Raw genomic sequence first — 21,313 nt, 5'->3', positions numbered from 1 at the left:
ACTCGCTCCATGACGACCGCCCAGGCCGACGGCTGGCTGAACGCCCTCGCGAAGGACCGCGGTGACCTGGACCGCTCCAGCACGGCCGAGCGGGTGGCGGACAAGCTGCGCACCAGGGTCCTCGACGGTGACATCAAGCCGGGCCAGCAGCTCAACGAGAAGGCCCTGGGCGAGGCCCTGCGGGTGTCCCGCAACACGCTGCGCGAGGCGTTCCGCCTGCTCACCCACGAACGCCTGCTCGTGCACGAGTACAGCAAGGGCGTGTTCGTCCGCCGCCCGGACGTGCCCGACATCGTGGACCTCTACGCCGCCCGCCGGGTCATCGAGTGCGGCGCGGTCCGCCGCTGGCCGGACGCGGGCGACCACGCCCAACGCGCGGTGCGCGACGCCGTCGACCTCGGCCTGGCCTTCCGGGAGACGGGCGACTGGACCGGCGTCGGCACCGCGAACGTCAAGTTCCACCAGGCCATCACCGCGCTGGCGGGCAGCGCCCGGCTGGACGAGGAGATGAAGCGGCTGCTGGCCGAGGTGCGCCTGGCGTTCCACGTGATGGGCGACCCGGAGGAGTTCCACCGCGACTACCTGCCGCTGAACCAGTCCATCGTGGACCGCCTCGACGCGGGCGAGGTGGGGCCGGCCGAACAAGCCCTGCTCACCTACTTCGACCGCGCGGAGAAGCACTTGGTCACCGGCCTGCGCGCGCAGCGGTAGTTGGTCACGATCCAACTACGTCATTCGTCGGTAACCCACCTGACATGGTGACTACTGTCCTCCCTCCGGCCTAGCATCGCGCGACACCGCGTCACCGCGACACCGCATCACCGGGCTGCCGTACGGAGGGGCACATGTCGTCTGCTCGAAAATCCAGCCTCCGCTGGAGCAACTGGAACCTGCTGCTGCTGGTTCCGCTGCTCATGCTCGTCACGCCGTGGTTCAACACCGACGAGCCGCGGGTGCTGGGGCTGCCGTTCTTCTACTGGTACCAGTTCGCCTGGGTGCCGGTGGGTGTGCTCTGCGTGGGCCTGGTCTACGTCAAGACCAAGGACGAACCCGTCGTCAAGGGCAAGCCGGACCTGCTCGGCGTGGACGACCTGGATGAGGGGGCCAAGTAATGCAGTGGACCGAGTTGGTCGTGTTCAGCGCGCTGTTCCTGCTGGTCACCGTCCTGGGCTTCGTCGCGGCGAAGTGGAAGGCCGGCGACACCCTGGAGCACCTGGACGAGTGGGGCCTCGGCGGCCGCAAGTTCGGTTCCTGGATCACCTGGTTCCTGGTCGGCGGTGACCTGTACACCGCGTACACGTTCGTCGCCGTGCCCGCGCTGGTCTTCGGCGCCGGCGCGATGGGCTTCTTCGCGCTGCCCTACACGGTGATCCTGTACCCGATCGTGTTCCTGCCGCTGGTGCGCATGTGGTCGGTGTCGCGCGTGCACGGGTACGTGACGCCGGCGGACTTCGTCCGCGGTCGGTACGGGTCGCACTGGCTCGCGCTGCTGGTCGCGATCACCGGCATCATCGCCACCATGCCCTACATCGCGTTGCAGCTCGTCGGCCTGGAGGCCGTGCTGCGCACGATGGGGCTCAACGGCTCCGGCATCCTCGGCCACCTGCCGCTGTTCATCGCGTTCGTGATCCTCGCGCTCTACACCTACCAGTCGGGCCTGCGCGCGCCCGCGCTGATCGCGTTCGTCAAGGACACGTTGATCTACATCGTGATCCTCGTCGCGGTGATCTACCTGCCGTCGAAGTTCGGCGGCTGGGGCGCGATCTTCGACACCGCCCAGGCGAAGTACGCCGCGACCGAGAGCAAGGCCGACGGGATCGTCCTCACCGGCAACAACCAGCTCCAGTACGCCACGCTGGCGCTGGGCTCGGCGTTGGCGCTGTTCCTGTACCCGCACTCGCTGACCGGCATCCTGGCCTCGCGCGGGCGCAACGTGATCAAGCGCAACATGGTCGCGCTGCCCGCGTACTCGCTGCTGCTGGGCCTGCTGGCGATGCTCGGCTTCGTCGCGATCACCGCGGGCGTCAAGCCGATCACCAACCAGGCCACCGGCAAGGCGGACAACAACACCATCGTGCCGGTGCTGTTCGGCCAGGAGTTCCCGGGCTGGTTCGCCGGTGTCGCGTTCGCGGCCATCGCGATCGGCGCCCTGGTGCCCGCCGCGATCATGTCGATCGCGGCGGCGAACCTGTGGACACGCAACATCTACAAGGAGTACCTGAAGAAGGACGCCACGCCCAAGCAGGAGGCCAAGCAGGCCAAGCTCGCGTCCCTGGTGGTGAAGTTCGGCGCGGTCGCGTTCATCGTGTTCATCAACCCGGAGTACGCCATCGACCTCCAGCTCATCGGCGGCGTGATGATCCTGCAGACGCTGCCGGCCGTGGCGATCGCGCTCTACACCCGCTGGTTCCACGTGTACGGCCTGATCGCCGGGTGGATCGCCGGCATGGGCTACGGCATGTACCTGCTCTACAACATCGCCAACCCGGCCGCGGGCAAGGCGCACTTCGGCGGGGCCGCGTTGCCGCTGGACAAGCTGTCGCTGCTCGGCTGGCACCCGTTCGCCGGCTCCACCGTGCAGATCTACGTCGGCGCGGTCGCCGTCGTGGCGAACCTGGTGGTCACCGTCGTCGTGACGCTGATCGCGAAGCGGTTGCGGGTGTTCAACGGCACCGACGAGACGCAGGGCGACGACTACCACGTGGACGAGGACAGCGACCGGGTCAAGCCCATCGCCGTCCACTAGCCGGCTACCGGGTGCGCGGCCTTCAGCCGAGCACCAACCGAGCGGCGCCGACGAGTCCCGCCTGGCCACCCAGCCGGGCGGGCTCCACGCGCAGGGAGCTCAGGTAGGACAGCCCGCAGTGGTCGGCGACGGTCCGGCGGATCGGGTCGAACAGCAGGTCACCGGCCTGCGCCACACCGCCGCCGACCACCGCGAGGTCCAGGTCCACCACCGCGGCCGTCGCCGCGATCGCCAGCCCGACCGCTCTCCCGGCCCGTTCGAACGCGGCCTTCGGGATCTCCTCACCCGTGCCGGCCGCGGCCGCCAGGTGCGCCGCGTCCGCCCCGTCCGGCCCCTGCCAGCCCTGCCGGCGCGCCCACGCCACCAGCCGCGGCCCGCCGGCCACCGTCTCCGCGCACCCGCGCCCACCGCACGGGCAGGGCTCGCCGTCCGGCTCGACCACCACGTGCCCGATGTGCCCGGCGTTGCCGGTCCGCCCGCCGAACGGCCGCCCGCCGAGCACCAGCCCACCGCCCACGCCGGTGCTCACCACCAGCCCGAGCACGAACCGGCTGCCCTGCCCCGCACCGAGCCAGTGCTCGCCCAACGCCATGCACGGCCCGTCGCCCGCCAACTCCACCGGCACACCGGGCAACAACGCCGACACCCGCTCGCGCAACGGGAAGCCACGCCACCCGCCGATGTTGATCGGGCTGACCGTGCCCGCGTCGACGTCCACCGGCCCGGCCGAGGCGATGCCGACCCCGGCCACGCCCTCGCCCTGCGCCACCTGCTCGACCACGGACGCCACCGCGCCCCAGACCTCTTCCGCCGACCCGGCCGGCGTCGCCACCCGGACCGCCCGCCGCACCGCGCCACCGCGGTCCACCAACGCACCGGCGATCTTGGTCCCGCCGACGTCGAGTGCGAGCACCAGATCAGTCACGGCGCAACCCTAAGTCACCGCTTCAACGTTCGGGTGACGCCCGCCGCCACCGTGGTGGCCAGCACCCACCCCATGACGATCATCCCGGACGCGATCCACTGCGACTCGTCCGGCGTGTGCCAGCGGTTCTTGTTGCCGAAGTCCACGATCGGCACCACCAGGTCGATGGTGAACAGCCACGGGTTCCAGGTCAGGTGGTCCTGCTCGTTGATCTCGGACAGCTCGGGCCCGGCGGCGAAGTAGGCGCTGCCCAGCAGCCACGTCACCACCAGCCACGCCAACGCGCGGGCCGGGCGGTAGCCGTAGCCGACCATCGCGCGTTGCAGCCAGCTCCACAGCAGCACCAGCGGCCGCAGCCAGCGGCGGCCCTCGGCGACCGCCCGGTACCGCAGCCGCTGCTTCTCCACCAGCACGGTGGCCGCGTGCTCGTCGTTGCCGCCCGCCCGGAGCATCTCGGCGAACTGGTCGTACGGCCCGGGCCGGTAGCTGCGCCGCATGGCCTGCCGCAGCCAGCGCAGCCGCCGGTCGATCTCGCCGTCGTCACGCAGGTCGATCGGGTGGCGCAGCGAGTCGTAGCGGAACTCCTCCAGGTCGATCCGGCCGGTCGCGCCCCAGAACTGCTCGTTGTCGTCCAACACCGTGCAGCGCACCTGGCGCAGCGTCACGTCGCCGCGCGGCGGGCTGACCGTCGTCACCACCAGCTCCTGCACCTGCATGCCCAGCAGGTTCAACGCGTGCGCGTCGAGCTTGTCGCCGAGCACCGCGCCCTCGAACGTGGCCATCCGGCCGACCTGCGCCCGGCGTGCGCGCACGCCGCCGTGCGCGACGAACTCCTTCGCGCCACGCGCGCAGATCAGGTCGCGCCCGATGACCGCACCGCCGACGTCCAGCGACGGCTTGCCCGCCGGCTGGTGCCGGTAGCGGCCCGGCCGGGTGATCCGGCTGCCGCGCAGGTCGAGGTTCGCGCCCACGTGCACACCGCGCAGCTCCAACCCGCCGGTCACCTCGACCTCGCGGGCGGCGAGGTTGCTGCCGATCCTGGACCGGTTGCCCAGCACGGCGTCCGCGCGCGGGTTGTCCAGGGTGGACCCGTCGAGGATGACGCTGCCCTTGGCCTGGAAGTCGACCATGCGCAGCTGGCCGCGCACCCGCGCCTGCCGGCCGATGATGTCACCGCCCACGGTCGTGCCGTCCAGGTGCAGCGCGCGCCCGAACCCCGTCGGCTCGGCGGTGTCGGTGGCCAGCGCGCGCCCGAAGCCGGTGGGCTCGCCGTCGGGTGCGCCCATGGCGTCGAACGCGCCACCGGACAGCGACAGCGTGCCGCCGATCGCGGCGTTGACCATGCGCACCGTGCCCGCGCTGGTGAAACCCCGGTCCAGCTGCACGTCGCCGTCCACCGTGATCCGGTCGAACACGAGCGTGGCGTCGGGGTCGGAGTGCGGGTCCAACGCGTCGTCGTCGGCCCGGCCGTCGGCGGCGGTCGCGCCGCGCAGCGTCAACGCCGAGTCGACCCGCGCGCCCGCGAGCAGCACGGTGCCGTGCACCTCGCAGCCGTTCATCAGCAGGTTGCCGCCCACGTGCAGGCCGGTGCCGTTGAACGCGTGGCCCAGCGGGTTGGTCAGCAGCCCACCGCTGACGTTGCAGTACCCGCCGACGTGCGCGCCCGCCATCCGCAGCTCGCCGGTGACCCGCACCCGCTGCGCCAGCAACCCGCCCGCCAGCTTCAACCGGTCGGCGTGCAACGCGATGCCGCCCGGCGCCCGCAAGTCGCTGTCCCGCAACGTCAACGACCCGGCCACGTCGGCGTCGACCAGGTCCACCAGGCCCTCGACCCTGCTGCCCGCCAGCGAGACCTCGTTGGCGCTGCTCAGGTTCCGCGCCGACAGGCCGGGCAGCCGGCAGTCCGCGAACTCGATCCCGGCCAGCTTGCCCTGCCGCAGGTCCGGCGGTTCCTCGAACCGGCAGCGCACGAACTCCAGCAGGTACGGGAACTCCACCGCGCGCAGGTCGAGCGCGCCGGTCAGGAACTTGTCCGCCACCCGCACCACCGGCGGCATCCCGGCCCGCCGCCGCGGTAACCGCCACGTCCCGTCCGGCTCGCCCAGCCCGCGCAGCACGTCGGCCGCGGCCATCCGGGCGGAGCGCGGCGGGCTGGGGTCGAACACGTCCAGCCGCCGCGCCCCCACCTCGGTCATGGGGGATGACAATAAGGGCACCGGCCGACACCCGTGACGGGTTCGGCCCACCGGGGTCGGATGCCGCCGAAGCTCGGGTGGCACCGAGGCTCAGGCGCCGCCCGGGTCAGGTGCTGCTGGGCCCTTGGTGCGTCGGGTCGAGCACGCGGGCCAGGAAGGACTGCGTGCGCTCGTGCTGCGGCGCGCCGATGACCTGCTCGGCGGGCCCCTCCTCGACCACGTACCCGCCGTCCATGAACAGCACCCGGTCGGCCACCTCGCGGGCGAACTGCATCTCGTGCGTCACCACGAGCATCGTCATGCCCTCGTCGGCCAACTGCCGCATCACCCCGAGCACGTCGCCGACGAGCTCCGGGTCCAGCGCCGAGGTCGGCTCGTCGAACAGCATCACGTCCGGGTCCATCGACAGCGCCCGGGCGATCGCCACCCGCTGCTGCTGACCGCCGGAGAGCTGACCGGGCATCGCGTTGACCTTGTCCGACAGCCCGACCCGCTCCAGGTTGCGCAGCGCGACTTCCTGCGCCTGCTTCGCGTCCCGCTTGAGCACCTTGCGCTGCGCGACCGTGAGGTTGTTCAGCACGTTGAGGTGCGAGAACAGGTTGAACGACTGGAACACCATGCCGATGCGGGTGCGCGCGGCGTCGATGTCCACGTCCGGGTCGGTCAGCTCGGTGCCGTTGACCACGATCCGGCCGCCGGTCGGCTCCTCCAACAGGTTCACGCAGCGCAGCAGCGTGGACTTGCCCGAGCCGGACGGCCCGATGATGCACACGACATCACCGCGGTTCACCCGCACGTCGATGCCCTTGAGCACGTCCAGCGTGCCGAACGACTTCTTCAACCCGGTGATCTCGACCGCCAGGTCGCTCGTCACGCCATCCACGCCCACCACGTCGTCGACGCTCACGCGGACACCCCCAACCCGGTCGATTCCGGCGTGCTGATCTTCTTGCCGCCGGTGCGCCGCTCCAGGTGCCGCGACAGGTGGCCGAGCGGCAGCGTGATCAGCAGGTAGCACAGGCCGACCACCAGGATCGGGGTCAGCGACGGCGACCGGCTCAGCGTCTCGCGGCCGAACTTGGTCAGCTCGTACTGGTCGCGGGCCAGGCCGATGATGTAGATCAGCGACGAGTCCTTGGTGAGCAGGATCAGCTCGTTGGTCAGCGGCGGCAGGATGATCCGGAACGCCTGCGGGATCACCACGGTCAGCAGCGTGCGGCCCTGCGACATGCCCAGCGACCGGGCCGCCTCGATCTGGCCCTTCGGCACCGCCTGGATGCCCGCGCGGATCGTCTCGGCCATGTACGCGGCGCCGACGATGCCCAGCGCCAGCATCACCGTCGAGTAGATGTCGAACTGCAGCCCGAACGCCAGCGGCACGCCGAAGCTCAGCGCGATGAACACCAGCAGCGCCGGCACACCGCGGAAGAACTCGATGTAGATCGTCGCCAGCCACCGGTACGGCGCGACCGGGGACAGCTTCATCAGCGCCAGCACCAGGCCGAGGGCCAGGCCGAACGCGAAGCCGAGGGCGGTGTAGACGAGCGTGTTCTTCAACGCCACGGTGATGGCGTTGGGGAACATCTCCGCGGCGATCTCGAGGTTGAAGAAGCTGCGTTGGATCTCGTTCCAGTCGGCGACGACGGCCAGCAGGACGGCGACCACGACCAGCAGCGCGTACTGGGAGAGGCGGAACGCCTTGGCCCGTTGTCGCTTGGAGAGTGCCATGTGGGTTACCTCGTGGGTGGGGTGGACAAGGCGCGGGGCCGGTGCTCGACGAACACCGGCCCCGCGGTCAGCCGCTTACTTCGACTCCGGCTTCTTGCCGAACCACTTCTCGTAGATCTCGTCGTACTTGCCGCTGTCCTTGGCCTTCTTGAGGACCTCGTCGACCTTGGCCTTGAGGGCGGTGTTGCCCTTCTTCAGGCCGATGCCGTACTTCTCCTGCGTGTCGAACTCCGCGACCACGGCGGTGTCCGGGAACTCCTTGACGTAGTCCAGCAGCACGCCGTTGTCGTTGATGGCCGCGTCCACCGCGCCGGTGCGCACGGCGGTCTCCATCAACGGCAGGTCCTCGAACTGCACGACCGTGTAGCCGTACTTCGCCGCGTTCTCGTTGGCGTAGATCTCGCCGGTGGTCTCCAGCTGCACGCCGATCTTCTTGTCCTTGAGGTTCTCCAGGGACTTGACCGGCGAGTCCTTCTTGACCAGCAGCGCCTGCGAGGCGTCGAAGTAGGGCTCGGAGAAGTCGATGACCTCGGCGCGGTCCGGCTTGATCGTCATGCCGGCCGCGGCCAGGTCGCACTTGCCGGTGTTGAAGACCTCGCCGGAGGTGATGGTCTCGAACGGGGTGTCGAAGATCTCCTGGGTGACGCCCAGTTCCTTGGCCACCAGATCGACCAGGTCGACGTCGAAGCCGACCGTCTTGTCGCCCTCGGAGAACTGGAAGGGCTTGTAGGACAGGTGGGTGCAGGTGACCAGCTTGCCGCTCTGGACCAGGGTGATGCCCGACCCGCTGTCCTGCGAGCCGGTGTTGACCTTGGTCGCGCACGCCGTCATCGTGGCCGCCAAGGCGAGCACGGGGAACAGGGCGAGCGCAGCGTGCCTGGTACGACGGGCCACGGCGTCACTCCTCGTAACTGTGTCGGTCGAGTGTTCGGCATACTGCCACTTGGGTGACGCGGTGCACAGCACGCGGGTGTTACAGAACGTCTGTGCGCATGAATCTTGCGTCACAAGGTGCGTATAACCGCAAATTGTTCAGCCATTTGGCCTTAATCACACAATTGATTCACCCAGAGCGCCTGTTTGGCGACGATCCGTCAACAGGCTCGCGACCAGCGCGGTCCACCCGGTCTGGTGCGTCGCGCCCAGGCCCTCGCCGGTGTCGCCGTCGAAGTACTCGCTGAAGGTGACGTGCTCGCGCCACAGCGGCGAGTCGGTCGACTCGATGCGCTTGCCGTCCGCGGGCCGGCGCCCGTCGTGGTCGGGCAGGAACAGCGTCACCAGCCGTCCGACCAGCTCGTCCGCCGCCCGACCCGCGGTCACGTGCCGCTGGCTGCGGGTGGGAAGTTCCACGTGGAACCGACCGCCGTGGAACTCCTCGATCGTGCGCAGGGCCTCCACCAGCAGGGCGTTGGTCGGGAACCACACCGGGCCGCGCCAGTTCGAGTTGCCGCCGAACATCGGCGTGCGCGACTCGCCCGGCTCGTAGCCCATCCGGTGCTCCTGGTCGGCGACCTGCACCTCCAGGCCCTCCCGGTGCGCCGCGGACAGGCTGCGGATGCCGTGCGGGGAGAGGAACTCGCCCTCGTCCAGCATCCGGCTCAGCACCAGCCGCAGCTTGCGCTCGTCCAGCAGGCTGAGCAGGGCGCCGCCGCCGCTGCGGCTGAGGAACTGCTGCAACTCCGGTCGACGGGACAGCAGGTGCTCCAACCGCCGGCTGAACTCCGGCAGCTCCTCGAACACCCACGGCTCCAGCACCGCGCACGCCAGCACCGGGATCAGGCCCACCATCGACCGCACCCGCACCGGCTTGGACTCCACGTGGCCGTCCGGCAGCCGCCGGGTGACCGCGTCGTAGCAGAAGCCGTCCGTCTCGTCCCAGATGCCGCGCCCGCCGGAACCGAACTGCGTGGACGCCTCGGCGATGCTCAGGAAGTGCTCCACGAACTTCGTGGCCACGTCCTCGTAGGACTCGTCGTGCCGCGCCAGCTCCAGCGCGATCTGCATCAGGTGCAGGCTGTAGGCCGCCATCCAGGACGTGGCGTCGGACTGCTCCAGCCGCCACTGGCCCAGCATCGGCTCCGACCGGTTCACCGGGCCGATGTTGTCCATGCCGAGGAAGCCGCCCTCGAACAGGTAGCTGCCGTCGGCGTCCTTGCGGTTGACCCACCAGGAGAAGTTCAGCAGCAGCTTGTGGAAGATCTTGGCCAGGAACTTGCGGTCCTTGACCTCCTCGGACCGGTAGACCTGCAGCGCCGCCCACGCGTGCACCGGCGGGTTGACGTCGCCGAACTCCCACTCGTAGGCGGGCAGCTGGCCGTTGGGGTGCATCAGCCACTCCCGGCACAGCAGGAGCAGCTGCTCCTTGGCGAAGGCCGGGTCGACCTTCGCGAACGGCACGGTGTGGAACGCGAGGTCCCACGCGGCGAACCAGGGGTACTCCCACTCGTCCGGCATGGAGATCACGTCGGCCACGTCGAAGTGGCGCCAGTGGGCGTTGCGGGCGTGCATGTTCTTGCGCGACTTGGGCGCGGCGGGCTGCGCCGGGTCGCCGTCCAGCCACTCCGCGGTGCGGAAGCGGTAGTGCTGCTTGGTCCACATCAGGCCGGCCAACGCGCGCCGCACGATCGCGGCCCGCTTGGGGTCCAGGTCGGTGTGGTGGAACTCGTCGGCCTCGGCCCGGCGCTGGTCGACGGTGTCCTGGAAGCTCGGCCCGAACGCGTCGAGGTGCCCGTCGCCCTCCACCAGCCGCAGCCGCACGGTGACCGACTCGCCCGGCTCGACCGGGTCGAACGAGTACCAGGCGGCGACCTTCGTGCCGGGCTCGCCGGTGTCGTCCGGCCCGACGACCTGGCACGCCCGCGAGTCCTGGCCGATGACGTACCGGTCGATGCCGTCCTTGGTGTAGCGGGTCGGGTTGCGCTCGGTGCCGAACAGCTCGACCTCGTTGGTCTCGTTGTCGGTGACCAGGAGCGTCGGCGTGCCCTCGACGTGCAGCGTGTAGCGGCCCAGCGCGCCGTGCTCGGCGGTGATCCGGCGCCAGCCGTCCCTGGTGCAGGCGCGCAGGCTCGGCTTGCGGTCGTCACGGCCCCACGCCCACGTGTTGCGGAACCAGAACTGGGGCAGCAGGTGCAGCGGCGCCGGGTCCGGGCCGTGGTTGGTGGCGGTCAGCTCGACGCAGATGTCCCTGGGGCCCGCCTTGGCGTAGCTGATCCGGACGTCGAAGAACCGGTTCTCGTCCAGGGCGCCGGTGTCGGACAGCTCCGGCTCGCGCTCGTTGCGGCCGGCGCGCCGGGCCATCTCGCGCAGCTCGGCGTAGGGGAACTCACCCTGCGGGTACCGGTAGACGACCTGCATCCACGAGTGCGTCGGCGTGCCGTCGGTGACCCACCAGTGCTCCTTGACGTCCTCGCCGTGGTTGCCCTCGTTGTTGGTGAGCCCGAAGTAGCGCTCCTTGAGGATCGGGTCGCGGCCGTTCCAGAGCGCGACGCCGAGGTTGAGGAAGCCGTGCACGTCGCAGATGCCCGCGATGCCGTCCTCGCCCCACCGGTAGGCACGTGAGCGGGCGTGGTCGAAGGGGAAGGACGTCCACGCGTCCCCACCCGCCGAGTAGTCCTCGCGAACCGTCCCCCACTGGCGTCCGGCCAGGTAGGGGCCCCAGAGACGCCAGGGTGCGGTCGGGGAGTCCGACTCCGCCAACCGCGTCCGCTCGGCTTGCCGGCTGTGCTCGTTCACTCGGCCAGTGTGCGGCATCGGTTCAGTAAACCGGTTACCGACGAGTTAGGTCACAGTCCTGACCGGTGTTTGCGAACCCTGTCCGTGGGGTGTCATCGTCACTCTCCGTGGAGTACGGCTTACCTGCCTGGTACAGCGGCGAGGACCGACCCGAGCGGGTCCGGGAACGCGCCGTCGCGGACGCCCTGGAGCGGCCGGAGGTGACGCGGGCGGTGGCCGAAGGGCTCGTGACGCGAGCGGACCTGCTCACCGCGTTGGGCGGGACGGAGACCGCGGTGCTGGCCGCGGCGGGCCAGGCGGAGCAGCGGTACCGGACCGAGCGGCCCGGCTGGTGGGCACTGTTCGAGGTGAACGCGCCGATCGGGCGGTGGGTGCTCCTCGTCGCGCCGGTGCTGGGCCTCGCGTCCCTCGGCTTGTTCATCACCTCCTTGCTCCACGTGCACCGGGACTGGGTGCTCACCGCCGCCGTGGGCGGGGTGGTGCTCGCGGTCCTGGTCGACGTGGTCATGGTGCTGAGCTGGTCCAAGGGCGGATTCAGCCGCCGGTTCGCGATCACCTGGCTGTGGTGCGGAGGGCTGCTGCCCGTGTTCGGTTGGGAGCCGCTGTTCGGGTCCTTGGCCGCGAGTTGGCAGGTGGCGGGGCTGATCGGCGTGTTCGCGGTGCTGCTGTCGGCCGTCTGGACAGTCCGCACGCTGTTCGACGGCTTCACGTACTCGGGCGAGAGCGAGGTGGCGCGCGCCGCGCTCCGGGCGTGGGAGGACCGCGTCGTGGTCGACGGTGTGCTGCCGGTGCTCTACAGCGTCTTGAACGAGGCGTTGCCGCCCGTGCACTCCACCACGCTCACGGCGCGGGAGGCGTTCGCCGTCGTCCGGGCCGACCCGCTGCGGATGCACGTGCCGACGCCGGCGGGCGCCGCGCTGGCCGGGTTGGTCGACCGGCTCGACGGCGGCAGCTTCGCCGTGGCCGGGCCGCGTGGCGCGGGCAAGACGAACCTGCTCCGGGCGTTCTGCGGCGGTCGGTACCGGGTCGCGGACGGTGCGCCCGACCTGGCCGTGCTGGTGTCCGCGCCGGTGGACTACGTGCCGCAGGAGTTCGTCGTGCACCTGTTCGCGGAGGTGTGCGAGGCGGTGATCGCCCGGTTCGGGTCGCGCGACCCGTTGGCGTCCGCCGCGCGGGAGCACCTGGCGGTGCTGAACTACGTGCGCAGTCGCACCGACGAGGTCAGCGGCAAGGGCGGGTTCAAGGGCTTCGAGCTGGCCGGCAAGCGCGCGGTGACCCTGACCGGCCGCGCGCTGACCTACCCGGAGGTGGTCAAGCGCTTCCGGGTGTTCCTCGGCCGGATCGCCGCCGAGCAGGCCACCGAGCGTGAGCTCCGACCCGGCCGGGTGATCATCGGCATCGACGAGCTCGACCGCGTCGGCACCGGCGAGCCCGCGCGGCGGCTGCTCAACGAGATCAAGGCGATCCTCGACGTCCAGGGCTGCTACTACCTGGTGTCGGTGTCCACCGAGGCGCAGCACGACTTCGAGCTGTCCGGCATCGGCCTGCGCAGCGTGTTCGACAGCTCGTTCGACGAGGTGCTCCGGGTCGACTACCTGGACTTCGGCTACGCCCGCAAGCTGCTGCGCCGCTACGTCCTGGACCTGTCCGAGCAGTTCCACGCGCTGGCCTACGTGTTCTCCGGCGGCCTGGCCCGCCAGCTGGTCCGCACCGCGCGCGCCATCGTGGAACTGGGCCGTGACCAGCCGGGACGTGAGCTGACCGACGTGGTCGAAGCCCTCGCGACCGCCGAGCTGACCCGTGCCTGCCAGGCCACCGCCGACGCCCTGACCGCCGCGGACGACCGAGACGGCGTCACCGACCTGCTCCGGCTGCTCGACGAACGCCCGGCCACCGACCTCAAGACCTACGGCGAAGCCGTCCGCGCCGCGTACCAGGGCCGTTCCGAGCGCGTGCGCCAACTCCGCGACGCGGTGGCCGCCCGCGTCCACTTCCTCGCCACGGTCACCGACACCTTCACCGCCGAGCTCACCGAAGCCCGCATGGCCGTGCTGGACTTCGACGACCTGGCCCGGGCCCGCCGCTACGCCGGCACGAACCCGGACGCGGGCCTGTCGCTGCTGCGCGACCTCGACCGCAGGTGGGGCGGGTAGCGCGGTGGCCGGGCTCCCCGACCACCGCCCCGCCTCCCGCTAACGCCGGGCGTGCGCGTCCAGCACCACGGCCACGGCCTCGGTGACCCGGGCCGCGTGGGCCAGGTGCAGCCACTCGTCGGGCACGTGGCAGTTGGAGTCCGGCCCGACCGCGCCCGTGACCAGGAACTGGGCCTGCGGGTACGCCTCGTGCAGCAGGCCCATGAACGGGATCGAGCCGCCCAGCGCCACCGTCCGCCACGGCGCGCCGAACACGTCCTCGCCGATCCGGTCCACCGTCTCGCGCAGCCACGGCGCGAGCTCCGGCGCGTTCCACCCGTCGGCGAACTCGACGCGGGACAGCTCCACCGAGGCCCCGTAGGGCACGTCGGTCGTCAACGTCCGCCGCACCGCGTCCATGGCGGCCTCGGAGTCGGCCGTCGGCGGCAGCCGGAAGCTCAGCACCAGCGTCGTGAACGGCCGCAGCACGTTGCCCGCGTCGTCCGGCGCGGGCAGCCCGGACGCGCCGGTGACCGACAGCGTCGGCCGCCACCCGGCGTTGAGCGCGAGCTCGACCTCGTCGGCGCCCATCGGCTGCGTCCCCGCCGCCCACGGCACGCTGCCGACCAGCACACCGGGCGTGCTGGACACCGCGTCGCGCACCTCCGCCACCCGGTCCTCCGGGATGTCGACGTGCATCTCGCGCACCAGCACCTCGCCGGTCGTGGAGTCCTCCAGCCGGTCGAGCAGCTGCCGGGCGATCCGGAACGACGACGGCACGATCCCGCTCGCCATCCCCGAGTGCAGCCCGCTCTCCAGCACCCGCACGGTCATCGCGACCTGCACCAACCCGCGCAGCGAGGTGGTCAGCCACATCCGGTCGTAGTCGTTGCCGCCCGAGTCCAGGCACACCACCAGCGACACGTCGCCCAGTCGCGGCCGCAGGTGCTCCAGGTAGGCGGGCAGGTCCGGGCTGCCGGACTCCTCACCGGTCTCCAGCAGCACCACGCACCGCGAGTGCGTGCCGCCCGCGTGCCGGACGGCCTCGATCGCGGCGATCGCCGCGTAGCCCGAGTAGCCGTCGTCGGCCGCGCCGCGACCGTAGAGCCGCCCGTCGCGCACGACCGGGGTCCACGGACCGAGCCCGTCGCCCCAACCGCCGACCGGCGGCTGCTTGTCCAGGTGTCCGTACATCAACACCGTGTCGGACGTGGGTGCGGTGCCGGGCACGTCGACCAGCAGCACCGGCGTGCGGTCGGGCAGCTCGACGACCTCGACGGTCGTGCCGGGCAGGTCGCGGTCGGCGAGCCAGGCGCGCACGTGCTCCACGGCGCCGGCCAGGTGCCCGTGCGCGGCCCACGCGGGGTCGAAGACGGGGGAGATCGCGGGGATCGCGACCAAGGCGGACAGGCTCGGGAGGATGTCGTCGTCCCAGAGCCCGCGAACGGTACGGGTCAGCGCTGAACGGTCCACCCCACGATCCTGTCACGGCGGCGACCCGCGACGTTCCGCCCGAACGGCGCCGTCCCGGCCCGCGCCGGCGGGTTTCGCTTGGTGGAAATGGTCGGTACGGCCGATGGTCGGTAGTCCATCCAACGCAGCGGGGCCGACGTGGGCCGTTCGGTCCACCCGGCGTGTCCACCGCCCTACGGAAGGTGGTTAACGAACGGTAACCGGGACGCCGGTGTTCGTCATCCGAACGTTCTACTCGGACTGCCGAAGATTGGCCGTCCAACCGTTACCGCACGTCAGACGGCTGTACCGGAGATTACAAACTGGGACAGGGCTCACCATGCCGGGTGACGCCATGTCAGGATGTGGATGAGAACACCGTCAGCGCCGACGGTTGCCCGACCCCCACACCCCGGGGGCGACAGCGACCGGCGGTGCAGCCGCGAGGATCGCCACAAGCGACCGGGCGGCCTCGTAGACGAGGAGACAAGGCGCATGTCGTCCCCCGAAGAATGGACGCACCCAGGGCCGGATGCCGCGCCGGCCACTGCTGCCACACCGACAGCGGAACAGGTGATCGCAGGCTTGCGAGCGACAGACGAGGGCGGCGCCGACCTGGTGCAGCTGCTCACCCCCGAGGGCGAGCGCGTCCAGCACCCGGATTTCGACATCGACATCACGGCCGAGGAGCTGCGCGGGCTGTACCGCGACATGGTCCTGGTCCGCCGGGTGGACCGCGAGGCCAACGCGCTGCAGCGCAAGGGCCAGCTGGGCATCTGGGTGCCGCTGCTCGGTCAGGAGGCCGCGCAGATCGGCGCGGGTCGGGCCATGCGGCCGGAGGACATGGCGTTCCCGAGCTACCGCGAGCACGGCATCGCGTGGACGCGCGGCGTCAAGCCGACCGACCTGCTCGGCATCTTCCGCGGCACCGACAACGGCACGTGGGACCCGGTCGCGACCCGGTTCCACCCGTACACGATCGTCATCGGCAACCAGGTGCTCAACGCCGCCGGTTACGCGATGGGGCAGAAGTTCGACGGCAAGGTCGGCGACTCCGACGGCGAGGCCACCATCTGCTTCTTCGGCGACGGCGCGACCAGCCAGGGCGACGTGCACGAGGGCTTCGTGTGGGCCGCGGTCTACGACGCGCCGCTGGTGTTCTTCTGCCAGAACAACCAGTGGGCCATCTCCGAGCCCACCGAGCGCCAGTCCCGCCTCCCGCTCTACCAGCGGGCGCGCGGCTACGGCTTCCCCGGCATCCGGGTCGACGGCAACGACGTGCTGGCCACCCTCGCGGTCACCCGCTGGGCGCTGGAGGAGTGCCGCCAGGGCAACGGCCCGATCCTGATCGAGGCGTTCACCTACCGGATGGACGCGCACACCACCTCCGACGACCCGTCGCGCTACCGGCTGTCCGACGAGCTGGAGCTGTGGAAGCTGAAGGACCCGATCGAGCGGGTCAAGGTGCACCTGGTCAAGCAGCAGTGGGCCGACCAGGCGTTCTTCGACTCGATCGAGGACGAGGCCGAGCAGATCGCGATCGAGCTGCGCGACTACTGCGTCACCCTGCCCGACCCGCCGGCCGGGCGGATCTTCAGCGAGGTCTACGCCGAGGGCAACCCCGTCCTGGAGGCGCAACGCGACGAGTTCCTGGCCTACCACGCCGGGTTCGCCGGAGGTGAGCACTGATGGCCGCTCCGACCATGGACCGCCCCACGTCCGCCGGGCCCGCCGCGGTGCAGACGCTGACCATCGCGAAGGCGTTGAACAACGGCCTGCGCGCGTCGATGGAGGCCAACCCCAAGGTCATCGTGATGGGTGAGGACGTCGGCAAGCTCGGCGGCGTCTTCCGGATCACCGACGGCCTGCAGAAGGACTTCGGCGAGCAGCGGGTGCTGGACACCCCGCTGGCCGAGTCCGGCATCATCGGCACCGCCGTCGGCCTCGCGATCCGCGGCTACCGGCCGGTGTGCGAGATCCAGTTCGACGGCTTCATCTTCCCCGGCTTCGACCAGATCGTGTCGCAGGTCGCCAAGCTGCACTTCCGCACCCAGGGCCGGCTCAAGGTGCCCATGGTGATCCGGGTGCCGTTCGGCGGCGGCATCGGCGCGGTCGAGCACCACTCCGAGTCGCCCGAGTCGTACTTCGCGCACACCGCCGGCCTCAAGGTCGTCGCGTGCTCGAACCCGGCCGACGCGTACTGGATGATCCAGCAGGCGATCGACTGCGACGACCCGGTGCTGTTCTTCGAGCCGAAGCGGCGCTACTACGAGAAGGGCGAGGTCGACACGACCGCCGCGCCCGGACCGCTGTTCGCCTCGCGCACGCTGCGCACCGGCTCGGACGTCACGCTCGTGGCGTACGGGCCGATGGTGCGCACGTCCCTGGAAGCCGCCGCGGCGGCCGAGGAGGAGGGGCGGTCGCTGGAGGTCATCGACCTGCGCACGCTGTCCCCGCTCGACCTCGCGCCCGTGTACGAGTCGGTGCGGCGCACCGGCCGGCTGGTCGTGGTGAGCGAGGCGCCCAGCGAGGCCTCCATCTCCGGCGAGATCGCGGCCAAGGTGCAGCAGGAGTGCTTCTACTCCCTCCAGGCGCCGGTGCTGCGGGTGACCGGGTTCGACACCCCGTACCCGCCGTCGAAGTTGGAGGAGGAGTTCCTCCCCGACCTCGACCGGGTGCTGCACGCCGTCGACCGCTCGCTGGCCTGGTAAGGGGATAGCTGTGCCGCAGTTCAAGCAGTTCCCCATGCCCGACACGGCAGAGGGGCTGACCGAGGCCGAGATCCTCACCTGGCACGTCGCGCCGGGTGACGCGGTGAAGGTCAACCAGGTCATCGTCGAGATCGAGACGGCCAAGGCGGCCGTCGAGCTGCCGTGCCCGTGGGACGGCGTGGTGACCGAGCTGCTGGCCGAGGTGGGCCAGACGGTCGAGGTCGGCGTCCCGATCATCACGATCGACGTGGACCCGGGCGGCTCGGCCCCGGCCGCCACGCCCGCGCCGGCGTCCGCGTCCGCGTCGAACGGCAAGATCGGCGAGGAGATGCCAGGCGGGCGGATCGCCACGTTGGTGGGCTACGGCCCGCGGGCCGGCGCGGCGAAGCGCCGTCAGCGCAAGGACGCCCCGGCCCCCGTGGCCGCCGCTCCGGTCTCCGCGCCTGCGGTCCCGGCCGCTCCGGTGTCCGCGCCGGCACCGGCTCCCGCGGTCGCGGAACCGGCGTCGACCCCGGCCGGCGGTTACGTGCCGCTGGCCAAGCCGCCGGTGCGCAAGCTGGCGAAGGACCTGGGTGTCGACCTGTTCGCGCTGTCGGGCTCCGGCCCGGGTGGCGTGATCACGCGGGAGGACGTCGAGCGGGCCGTGGCGCCCGCGCCCGCCGCGCCGTCCGTCGTGGACAGCGGGTCGCGGGAGCGGCGCGTGCCGATCAAGGGCGTCCGCAAGGCGACCGCGCAGGCCATGGTGGACAGCGCGTTCACCGCACCGCACGTCACGGAGTTCCTGACCGTGGACGTGACGCCGATGATGGAGCTGCGGGCGCGCCTGAAGAACGCGCCGGGGTTCCGCGACGTCAAGCTCACGCCGCTGGCGTTCGCCGCCAAGGCGGTCGTCCTGGCCGCCCGCCGCACCCCCGACGTCAACGCGACGTGGGACGCGGCGGCGCAGGAGATCGTCTACAAGGACTACGTGCACCTGGGCATCGCGGCCGCGACGCCGCGCGGCCTGGTGGTCCCGAAGGTCCGCGACGCCGACCGGATGTCGTTGCGCGAGCTGGCCGTGGCGTTGGACGAGCTCGCCACGACCGCACGTGAGGGCAAGACGACGCCCGCCGACATGGTGAACGGCACGATCACCATCACCAACGTCGGCGTGTTCGGCGTCGACACGGGCACCCCGATCATCAACCCGGGCGAGTCGGCGATCCTCGCGTTCGGCGCGATCCGGGACATGCCCTGGGTGGTGGACGGCCAGGTCGTGCCGCGCAAGGTGTGCCAGCTGGCGCTCAGCTTCGACCACCGCGTGGTCGACGGCCAGCAGGGTTCGCAGTTCCTGGCCGACGTCGGCGCGCTGCTCGCCGATCCCGGCGTGGCGATGACGTACTAGCCCGGTGGACGCCGGGAGCCCTCACCGGCTCCCGGCGTCGCCGATCCTGTTCAGCAGCTCCACCACGTGCGACGGCTGCGTGCCGGCCAACTCGACCGCGCAGTCGGTGAACTCCGCGTCGATCAGCCGGAGGTCGGCGTCCCACAGGCGGCTGCCGTCGAACCGGAACCGGCACTGCTCCGCCTCCACCGCGCGCAGCCCCACGACGGACCTCGTCCGGGCGGAGAGCACGTTCACCATCGACAGGTCCACGGTCGACCGGCTCAACTCGGCGCCGTCGAGCGCGATGGTCACGGACCGGCCGACGAGTCTGCGGAAGGTGAGGGTGGTGCCGCGCAGGACCGCGCCCGTCAGGTCGACCGTGCTGCTCCTGAGATCCGACGTCGAGAAGTCGACCGAGCCGCCGGTGAACTCGGCCTCGCTGAAGTCCAGCGTGGCGGACCGGGCCTTGATCTCTTCGAACGAGGTGACCGCCGCGACGAACCTGGCCCTGCGGAAGCTGACGTTCCCGGCGAACCGGCAGTTGGCGAAGTCGGTGCGCTCGCCGCGGAAGACGGCCTTGTCGAAGGTGAAGGAGCCGTTGAACGACCGCCGTGACAGGTCGAGGTCTTCGAACTCGACGCCGCGGAAGTCCATCCGCACCACTCCGGCCGGCCAGGTCTGGACGCGGTCGAGCAGGGTGGTGATGATCTCCTGCCTGACCTCGCGCTCCGTGCGGTCCGCCTCGGGGTAGGGCGTGCGCAGGTAACCGCACATCACGTCCACACAGATCTGGCGCTGCTCCGGCCAGTCGTCGGCCAGGCCGGCCATCGCGTACACCCCCGCCAGGCGGACCGCGAAGTTCTCGTGACCGAGCTGCTCGGCGGCCTTCCCGTAGCGCTCGTTGAAGAACTTCGTGCGTTCCCGCTCCTCTTGCAGGGTGGCGATGACGTGCGCGGCCTCCGACACCTGCTGCTTGCGGTATCCCACGGCCAAGGCCACGACCGCGCCCAGCCCGCCCACCACGGCCAAGCCGATCTTCAGCAGGTCCAGCAGCTCCGCGGTGGTGAAGCTGGTGGAAGCGGGCAGCGCCGGCCTGCCGAGCAGCCGGTAGAGCCCGTACCCGGTGGCCGCGGCGAGCAGCACGGCCAGCAGCACCCACTTGACCAGCGCCCACGCCATCGGCCCCTTGGCACCGGAGGGCAGGCGTTGGCCGGCCGGGACGACCTCGTCCAGCGTCGGCTTTTCCGCGCGTGACAGGCGGACGGCGAGTCTTGCCGCCAGCCATAGGCCGAGGAGCACGAGGAACGCCAGCCCGGCCGGCAGGTAAGGGGTCACGGAAGGCGGCACGTCGCGCCATCCTGCCCGACGATGGCGTTAATCGGTTGAAGTTCCAGTGACTGGAGAGTTCAGGGTGGTCCCCGTGACGCACTACTCGATCGGCGAACTGGCGCGGATGACCGGGCTGTCCACGCGGACGATCCGGTTCTACTCCGACTCCGGTGTGATCCCCGTGGCGGGGCGCACGGCGGGCGGGTTCCGCACCTACGACGTCGACGGGTTGGCGCGGCTGAAGCTCGTGCGGACCCTGCGCGAACTGGGCGTCGACCTGCCCACGGCGCAACGGGTGCTGGCGCGGGAGGTGTCCGTGGCCGAGGTGGCCCGGACGCACGCGGAAGCCATCGACGCGCAGATGCGCACGCTCCGGTTGCGCCGGGCCGTGCTGCGGGTCGTGGCACGGAACGGGGAGGTGGAGATGGTGCACGAGTTCGCGCGGCTGTCGGAGGGGGAGCGCCAGGCGATCCTCGACGACTTCTTCGACGACGTGTTCGGCGGGTTCGACATGGACCCGGCGTTCCTGGAACGGATGCGGTCGGTCCGGGTGGACCTGCCGGACGACCCGTCGCCGGAGCAGTTGGAGGCGTGGATCGAGCTGGTGAACCTGGTGCGCGACCCGGACTTCCGGGCGTCGGTCCGGCGGATGTCGCAGCGGCACCAGGAGATGCGGGCGGAAGGTGCCGACATGGCGCCGTCCTCGCCGGCGCAGCTGGAGGCGTTCCACTACGCGATCGGACAGGCCCGCGAGGCGTTGGACGCGGGCGTCGACCCGCGGTCACCCGAGGCGGCGGCGGTCGTGGCCCGGATCAACGACAGGTGGTCGTCCGCCCTGGACGTCCCCGTGGGCCCCGAGCTGTCCCGCCGACTGGAGGAGTTCGGCGATCCCAGGGCCGAGCGCTACTGGCAGCTGATCGCCAAGATCAACGGCTGGGAGCCGCAGGTGCCCGACACCACCGCAGAGCGGGCGTGGCTGGTCGAAGCGGGCCGCTGA

At 71.0% G+C, this 21,313-nt stretch carries 16 protein-coding genes; 8 read left to right on the top strand and 8 right to left on the bottom strand.

Annotated features, from left to right (window positions below; all coding sequences use genetic code 11):
- The first annotated feature begins 9 nt into the window (after positions 1-9).
- The 3 genes from ACYVLT_RS30460 (at position 10) to mctP (ending at position 2,746) form a co-directional block, all read left to right on the top strand.
- Positions 10-711: a GntR family transcriptional regulator gene (locus ACYVLT_RS30460; protein ID WP_461123609.1), complete on the top strand. Its 702-nt coding sequence runs from the start codon at positions 10-12 to the stop codon at positions 709-711.
- Between the two features lie 134 nt (positions 712-845).
- Positions 846-1,112 carry a DUF3311 domain-containing protein gene (locus tag ACYVLT_RS30455; RefSeq protein WP_461123608.1) on the top strand — a complete coding sequence of 89 codons (267 nt, stop codon included), beginning with the start codon at positions 846-848 and terminating at the stop codon, positions 1,110-1,112.
- A complete protein-coding gene (gene mctP, locus ACYVLT_RS30450; protein ID WP_461123607.1) occupies positions 1,112-2,746 on the top strand; it encodes a monocarboxylate uptake permease MctP in 1,635 nt (544 codons plus the stop codon). The genes ACYVLT_RS30455 and mctP overlap by 1 nt, the downstream gene beginning before the upstream one ends.
- 22 nt (positions 2,747-2,768) lie before the next feature.
- Here mctP and ACYVLT_RS30445 read toward each other — a convergent pair whose 3' ends face one another.
- From ACYVLT_RS30445 to ACYVLT_RS30420, 6 genes are all read right to left on the bottom strand, one after another.
- On the bottom strand, positions 2,769-3,671 hold the full coding sequence (locus tag ACYVLT_RS30445; RefSeq protein ID WP_461123606.1) for an ROK family protein: 903 nt from the start codon (positions 3,669-3,671) through the stop codon (positions 2,769-2,771).
- Between the two features lie 14 nt (positions 3,672-3,685).
- Positions 3,686-5,866 (bottom strand): hypothetical protein, encoded by a 2,181-nt coding sequence (locus ACYVLT_RS30440; RefSeq protein ID WP_461123605.1) that lies wholly within the window; start codon positions 5,864-5,866, stop codon positions 3,686-3,688.
- 106 nt (positions 5,867-5,972) lie between these two features.
- Positions 5,973-6,773 (bottom strand): amino acid ABC transporter ATP-binding protein, encoded by an 801-nt coding sequence (locus ACYVLT_RS30435; protein ID WP_461123604.1) that lies wholly within the window; start codon positions 6,771-6,773, stop codon positions 5,973-5,975.
- The gene (locus ACYVLT_RS30430; RefSeq protein WP_461123603.1) at positions 6,770-7,594 is read right to left on the bottom strand and encodes an amino acid ABC transporter permease; all 825 of its coding nucleotides are present in this window, start codon (positions 7,592-7,594) and stop codon (positions 6,770-6,772) included. Before ACYVLT_RS30430 ends, ACYVLT_RS30435 begins: the two co-directional genes overlap by 4 nt.
- A gap of 75 nt (positions 7,595-7,669) precedes the next feature.
- Positions 7,670-8,488: a transporter substrate-binding domain-containing protein gene (locus tag ACYVLT_RS30425; protein ID WP_461123602.1), complete on the bottom strand. Its 819-nt coding sequence runs from the start codon at positions 8,486-8,488 to the stop codon at positions 7,670-7,672.
- A 156-nt stretch (positions 8,489-8,644) separates the two neighbouring features.
- Positions 8,645-11,326 carry an MGH1-like glycoside hydrolase domain-containing protein gene (locus ACYVLT_RS30420; RefSeq protein ID WP_461123601.1) on the bottom strand — a complete coding sequence of 894 codons (2,682 nt, stop codon included), beginning with the start codon at positions 11,324-11,326 and terminating at the stop codon, positions 8,645-8,647.
- A 107-nt stretch (positions 11,327-11,433) separates the two neighbouring features.
- Between ACYVLT_RS30420 and ACYVLT_RS30415 the strand changes: the two genes are divergently transcribed.
- Positions 11,434-13,479, top strand: coding sequence for a hypothetical protein (locus ACYVLT_RS30415; RefSeq protein WP_461123600.1), 2,046 nt, complete (start codon positions 11,434-11,436; stop codon positions 13,477-13,479).
- Between the two features lie 39 nt (positions 13,480-13,518).
- On the opposite strand, the gene ACYVLT_RS30410 is transcribed toward ACYVLT_RS30415, so the two are convergent.
- A complete protein-coding gene (locus ACYVLT_RS30410) occupies positions 13,519-14,931 on the bottom strand; it encodes a M20/M25/M40 family metallo-hydrolase (protein ID WP_461123599.1) in 1,413 nt (470 codons plus the stop codon).
- 474 nt (positions 14,932-15,405) lie between these two features.
- Here ACYVLT_RS30410 and pdhA point away from each other — a divergent pair, with 474 nt between their 5' ends.
- Genes pdhA through ACYVLT_RS30395 form a run of 3 tightly spaced genes read left to right on the top strand, consistent with a single transcriptional unit; the run spans position 15,406 to position 19,005 of the window.
- Positions 15,406-16,599, top strand: a complete 1,194-nt coding sequence (pdhA, locus tag ACYVLT_RS30405; protein WP_461123598.1) for a pyruvate dehydrogenase (acetyl-transferring) E1 component subunit alpha — start codon at positions 15,406-15,408, stop codon at positions 16,597-16,599.
- The gene (locus ACYVLT_RS30400) at positions 16,599-17,621 is read left to right on the top strand and encodes an alpha-ketoacid dehydrogenase subunit beta (protein ID WP_461123597.1); all 1,023 of its coding nucleotides are present in this window, start codon (positions 16,599-16,601) and stop codon (positions 17,619-17,621) included. Before pdhA ends, ACYVLT_RS30400 begins: the two co-directional genes overlap by 1 nt.
- A gap of 10 nt (positions 17,622-17,631) precedes the next feature.
- Positions 17,632-19,005 carry a dihydrolipoamide acetyltransferase family protein gene (locus ACYVLT_RS30395; protein ID WP_461123596.1) on the top strand — a complete coding sequence of 458 codons (1,374 nt, stop codon included), beginning with the start codon at positions 17,632-17,634 and terminating at the stop codon, positions 19,003-19,005.
- Positions 19,006-19,026: 21 nt separating this feature from the next.
- Here ACYVLT_RS30395 and ACYVLT_RS30390 read toward each other — a convergent pair whose 3' ends face one another.
- Positions 19,027-20,322, bottom strand: a complete 1,296-nt coding sequence (locus ACYVLT_RS30390; protein WP_461123595.1) for a pentapeptide repeat-containing protein — start codon at positions 20,320-20,322, stop codon at positions 19,027-19,029.
- Between the two features lie 85 nt (positions 20,323-20,407).
- On the opposite strand from ACYVLT_RS30390, the gene ACYVLT_RS30385 reads away from it, so the two are divergent.
- Positions 20,408-21,313, top strand: a complete 906-nt coding sequence (locus tag ACYVLT_RS30385) for a helix-turn-helix domain-containing protein (RefSeq protein WP_461123594.1) — start codon at positions 20,408-20,410, stop codon at positions 21,311-21,313.

It is taken from the genome of Saccharothrix stipae (assembly GCF_054781895.1).
The sequence above is the reverse complement of the archived record's forward strand: the minus strand, read 5'-3'. Positions and strand labels throughout refer to the sequence as shown.

Coding starts and splice junctions, on each gene's coding strand:
- ACYVLT_RS30460 (WP_461123609.1), top strand. CDS start 10: ATGACGACCGCCCAGGCCGACGGCTGGCTGAACGCCCTCGCGAAGGAC.
- ACYVLT_RS30455 (WP_461123608.1), top strand. CDS start 846: ATGTCGTCTGCTCGAAAATCCAGCCTCCGCTGGAGCAACTGGAACCTG.
- mctP (WP_461123607.1), top strand. CDS start 1,112: ATGCAGTGGACCGAGTTGGTCGTGTTCAGCGCGCTGTTCCTGCTGGTC.
- ACYVLT_RS30440 (WP_461123605.1), bottom strand. CDS start 5,866: ATGACCGAGGTGGGGGCGCGGCGGCTGGACGTGTTCGACCCCAGCCCG.
- ACYVLT_RS30430 (WP_461123603.1), bottom strand. CDS start 7,594: ATGGCACTCTCCAAGCGACAACGGGCCAAGGCGTTCCGCCTCTCCCAG.
- pdhA (WP_461123598.1), top strand. CDS start 15,406: ATGTCGTCCCCCGAAGAATGGACGCACCCAGGGCCGGATGCCGCGCCG.
- ACYVLT_RS30400 (WP_461123597.1), top strand. CDS start 16,599: ATGGCCGCTCCGACCATGGACCGCCCCACGTCCGCCGGGCCCGCCGCG.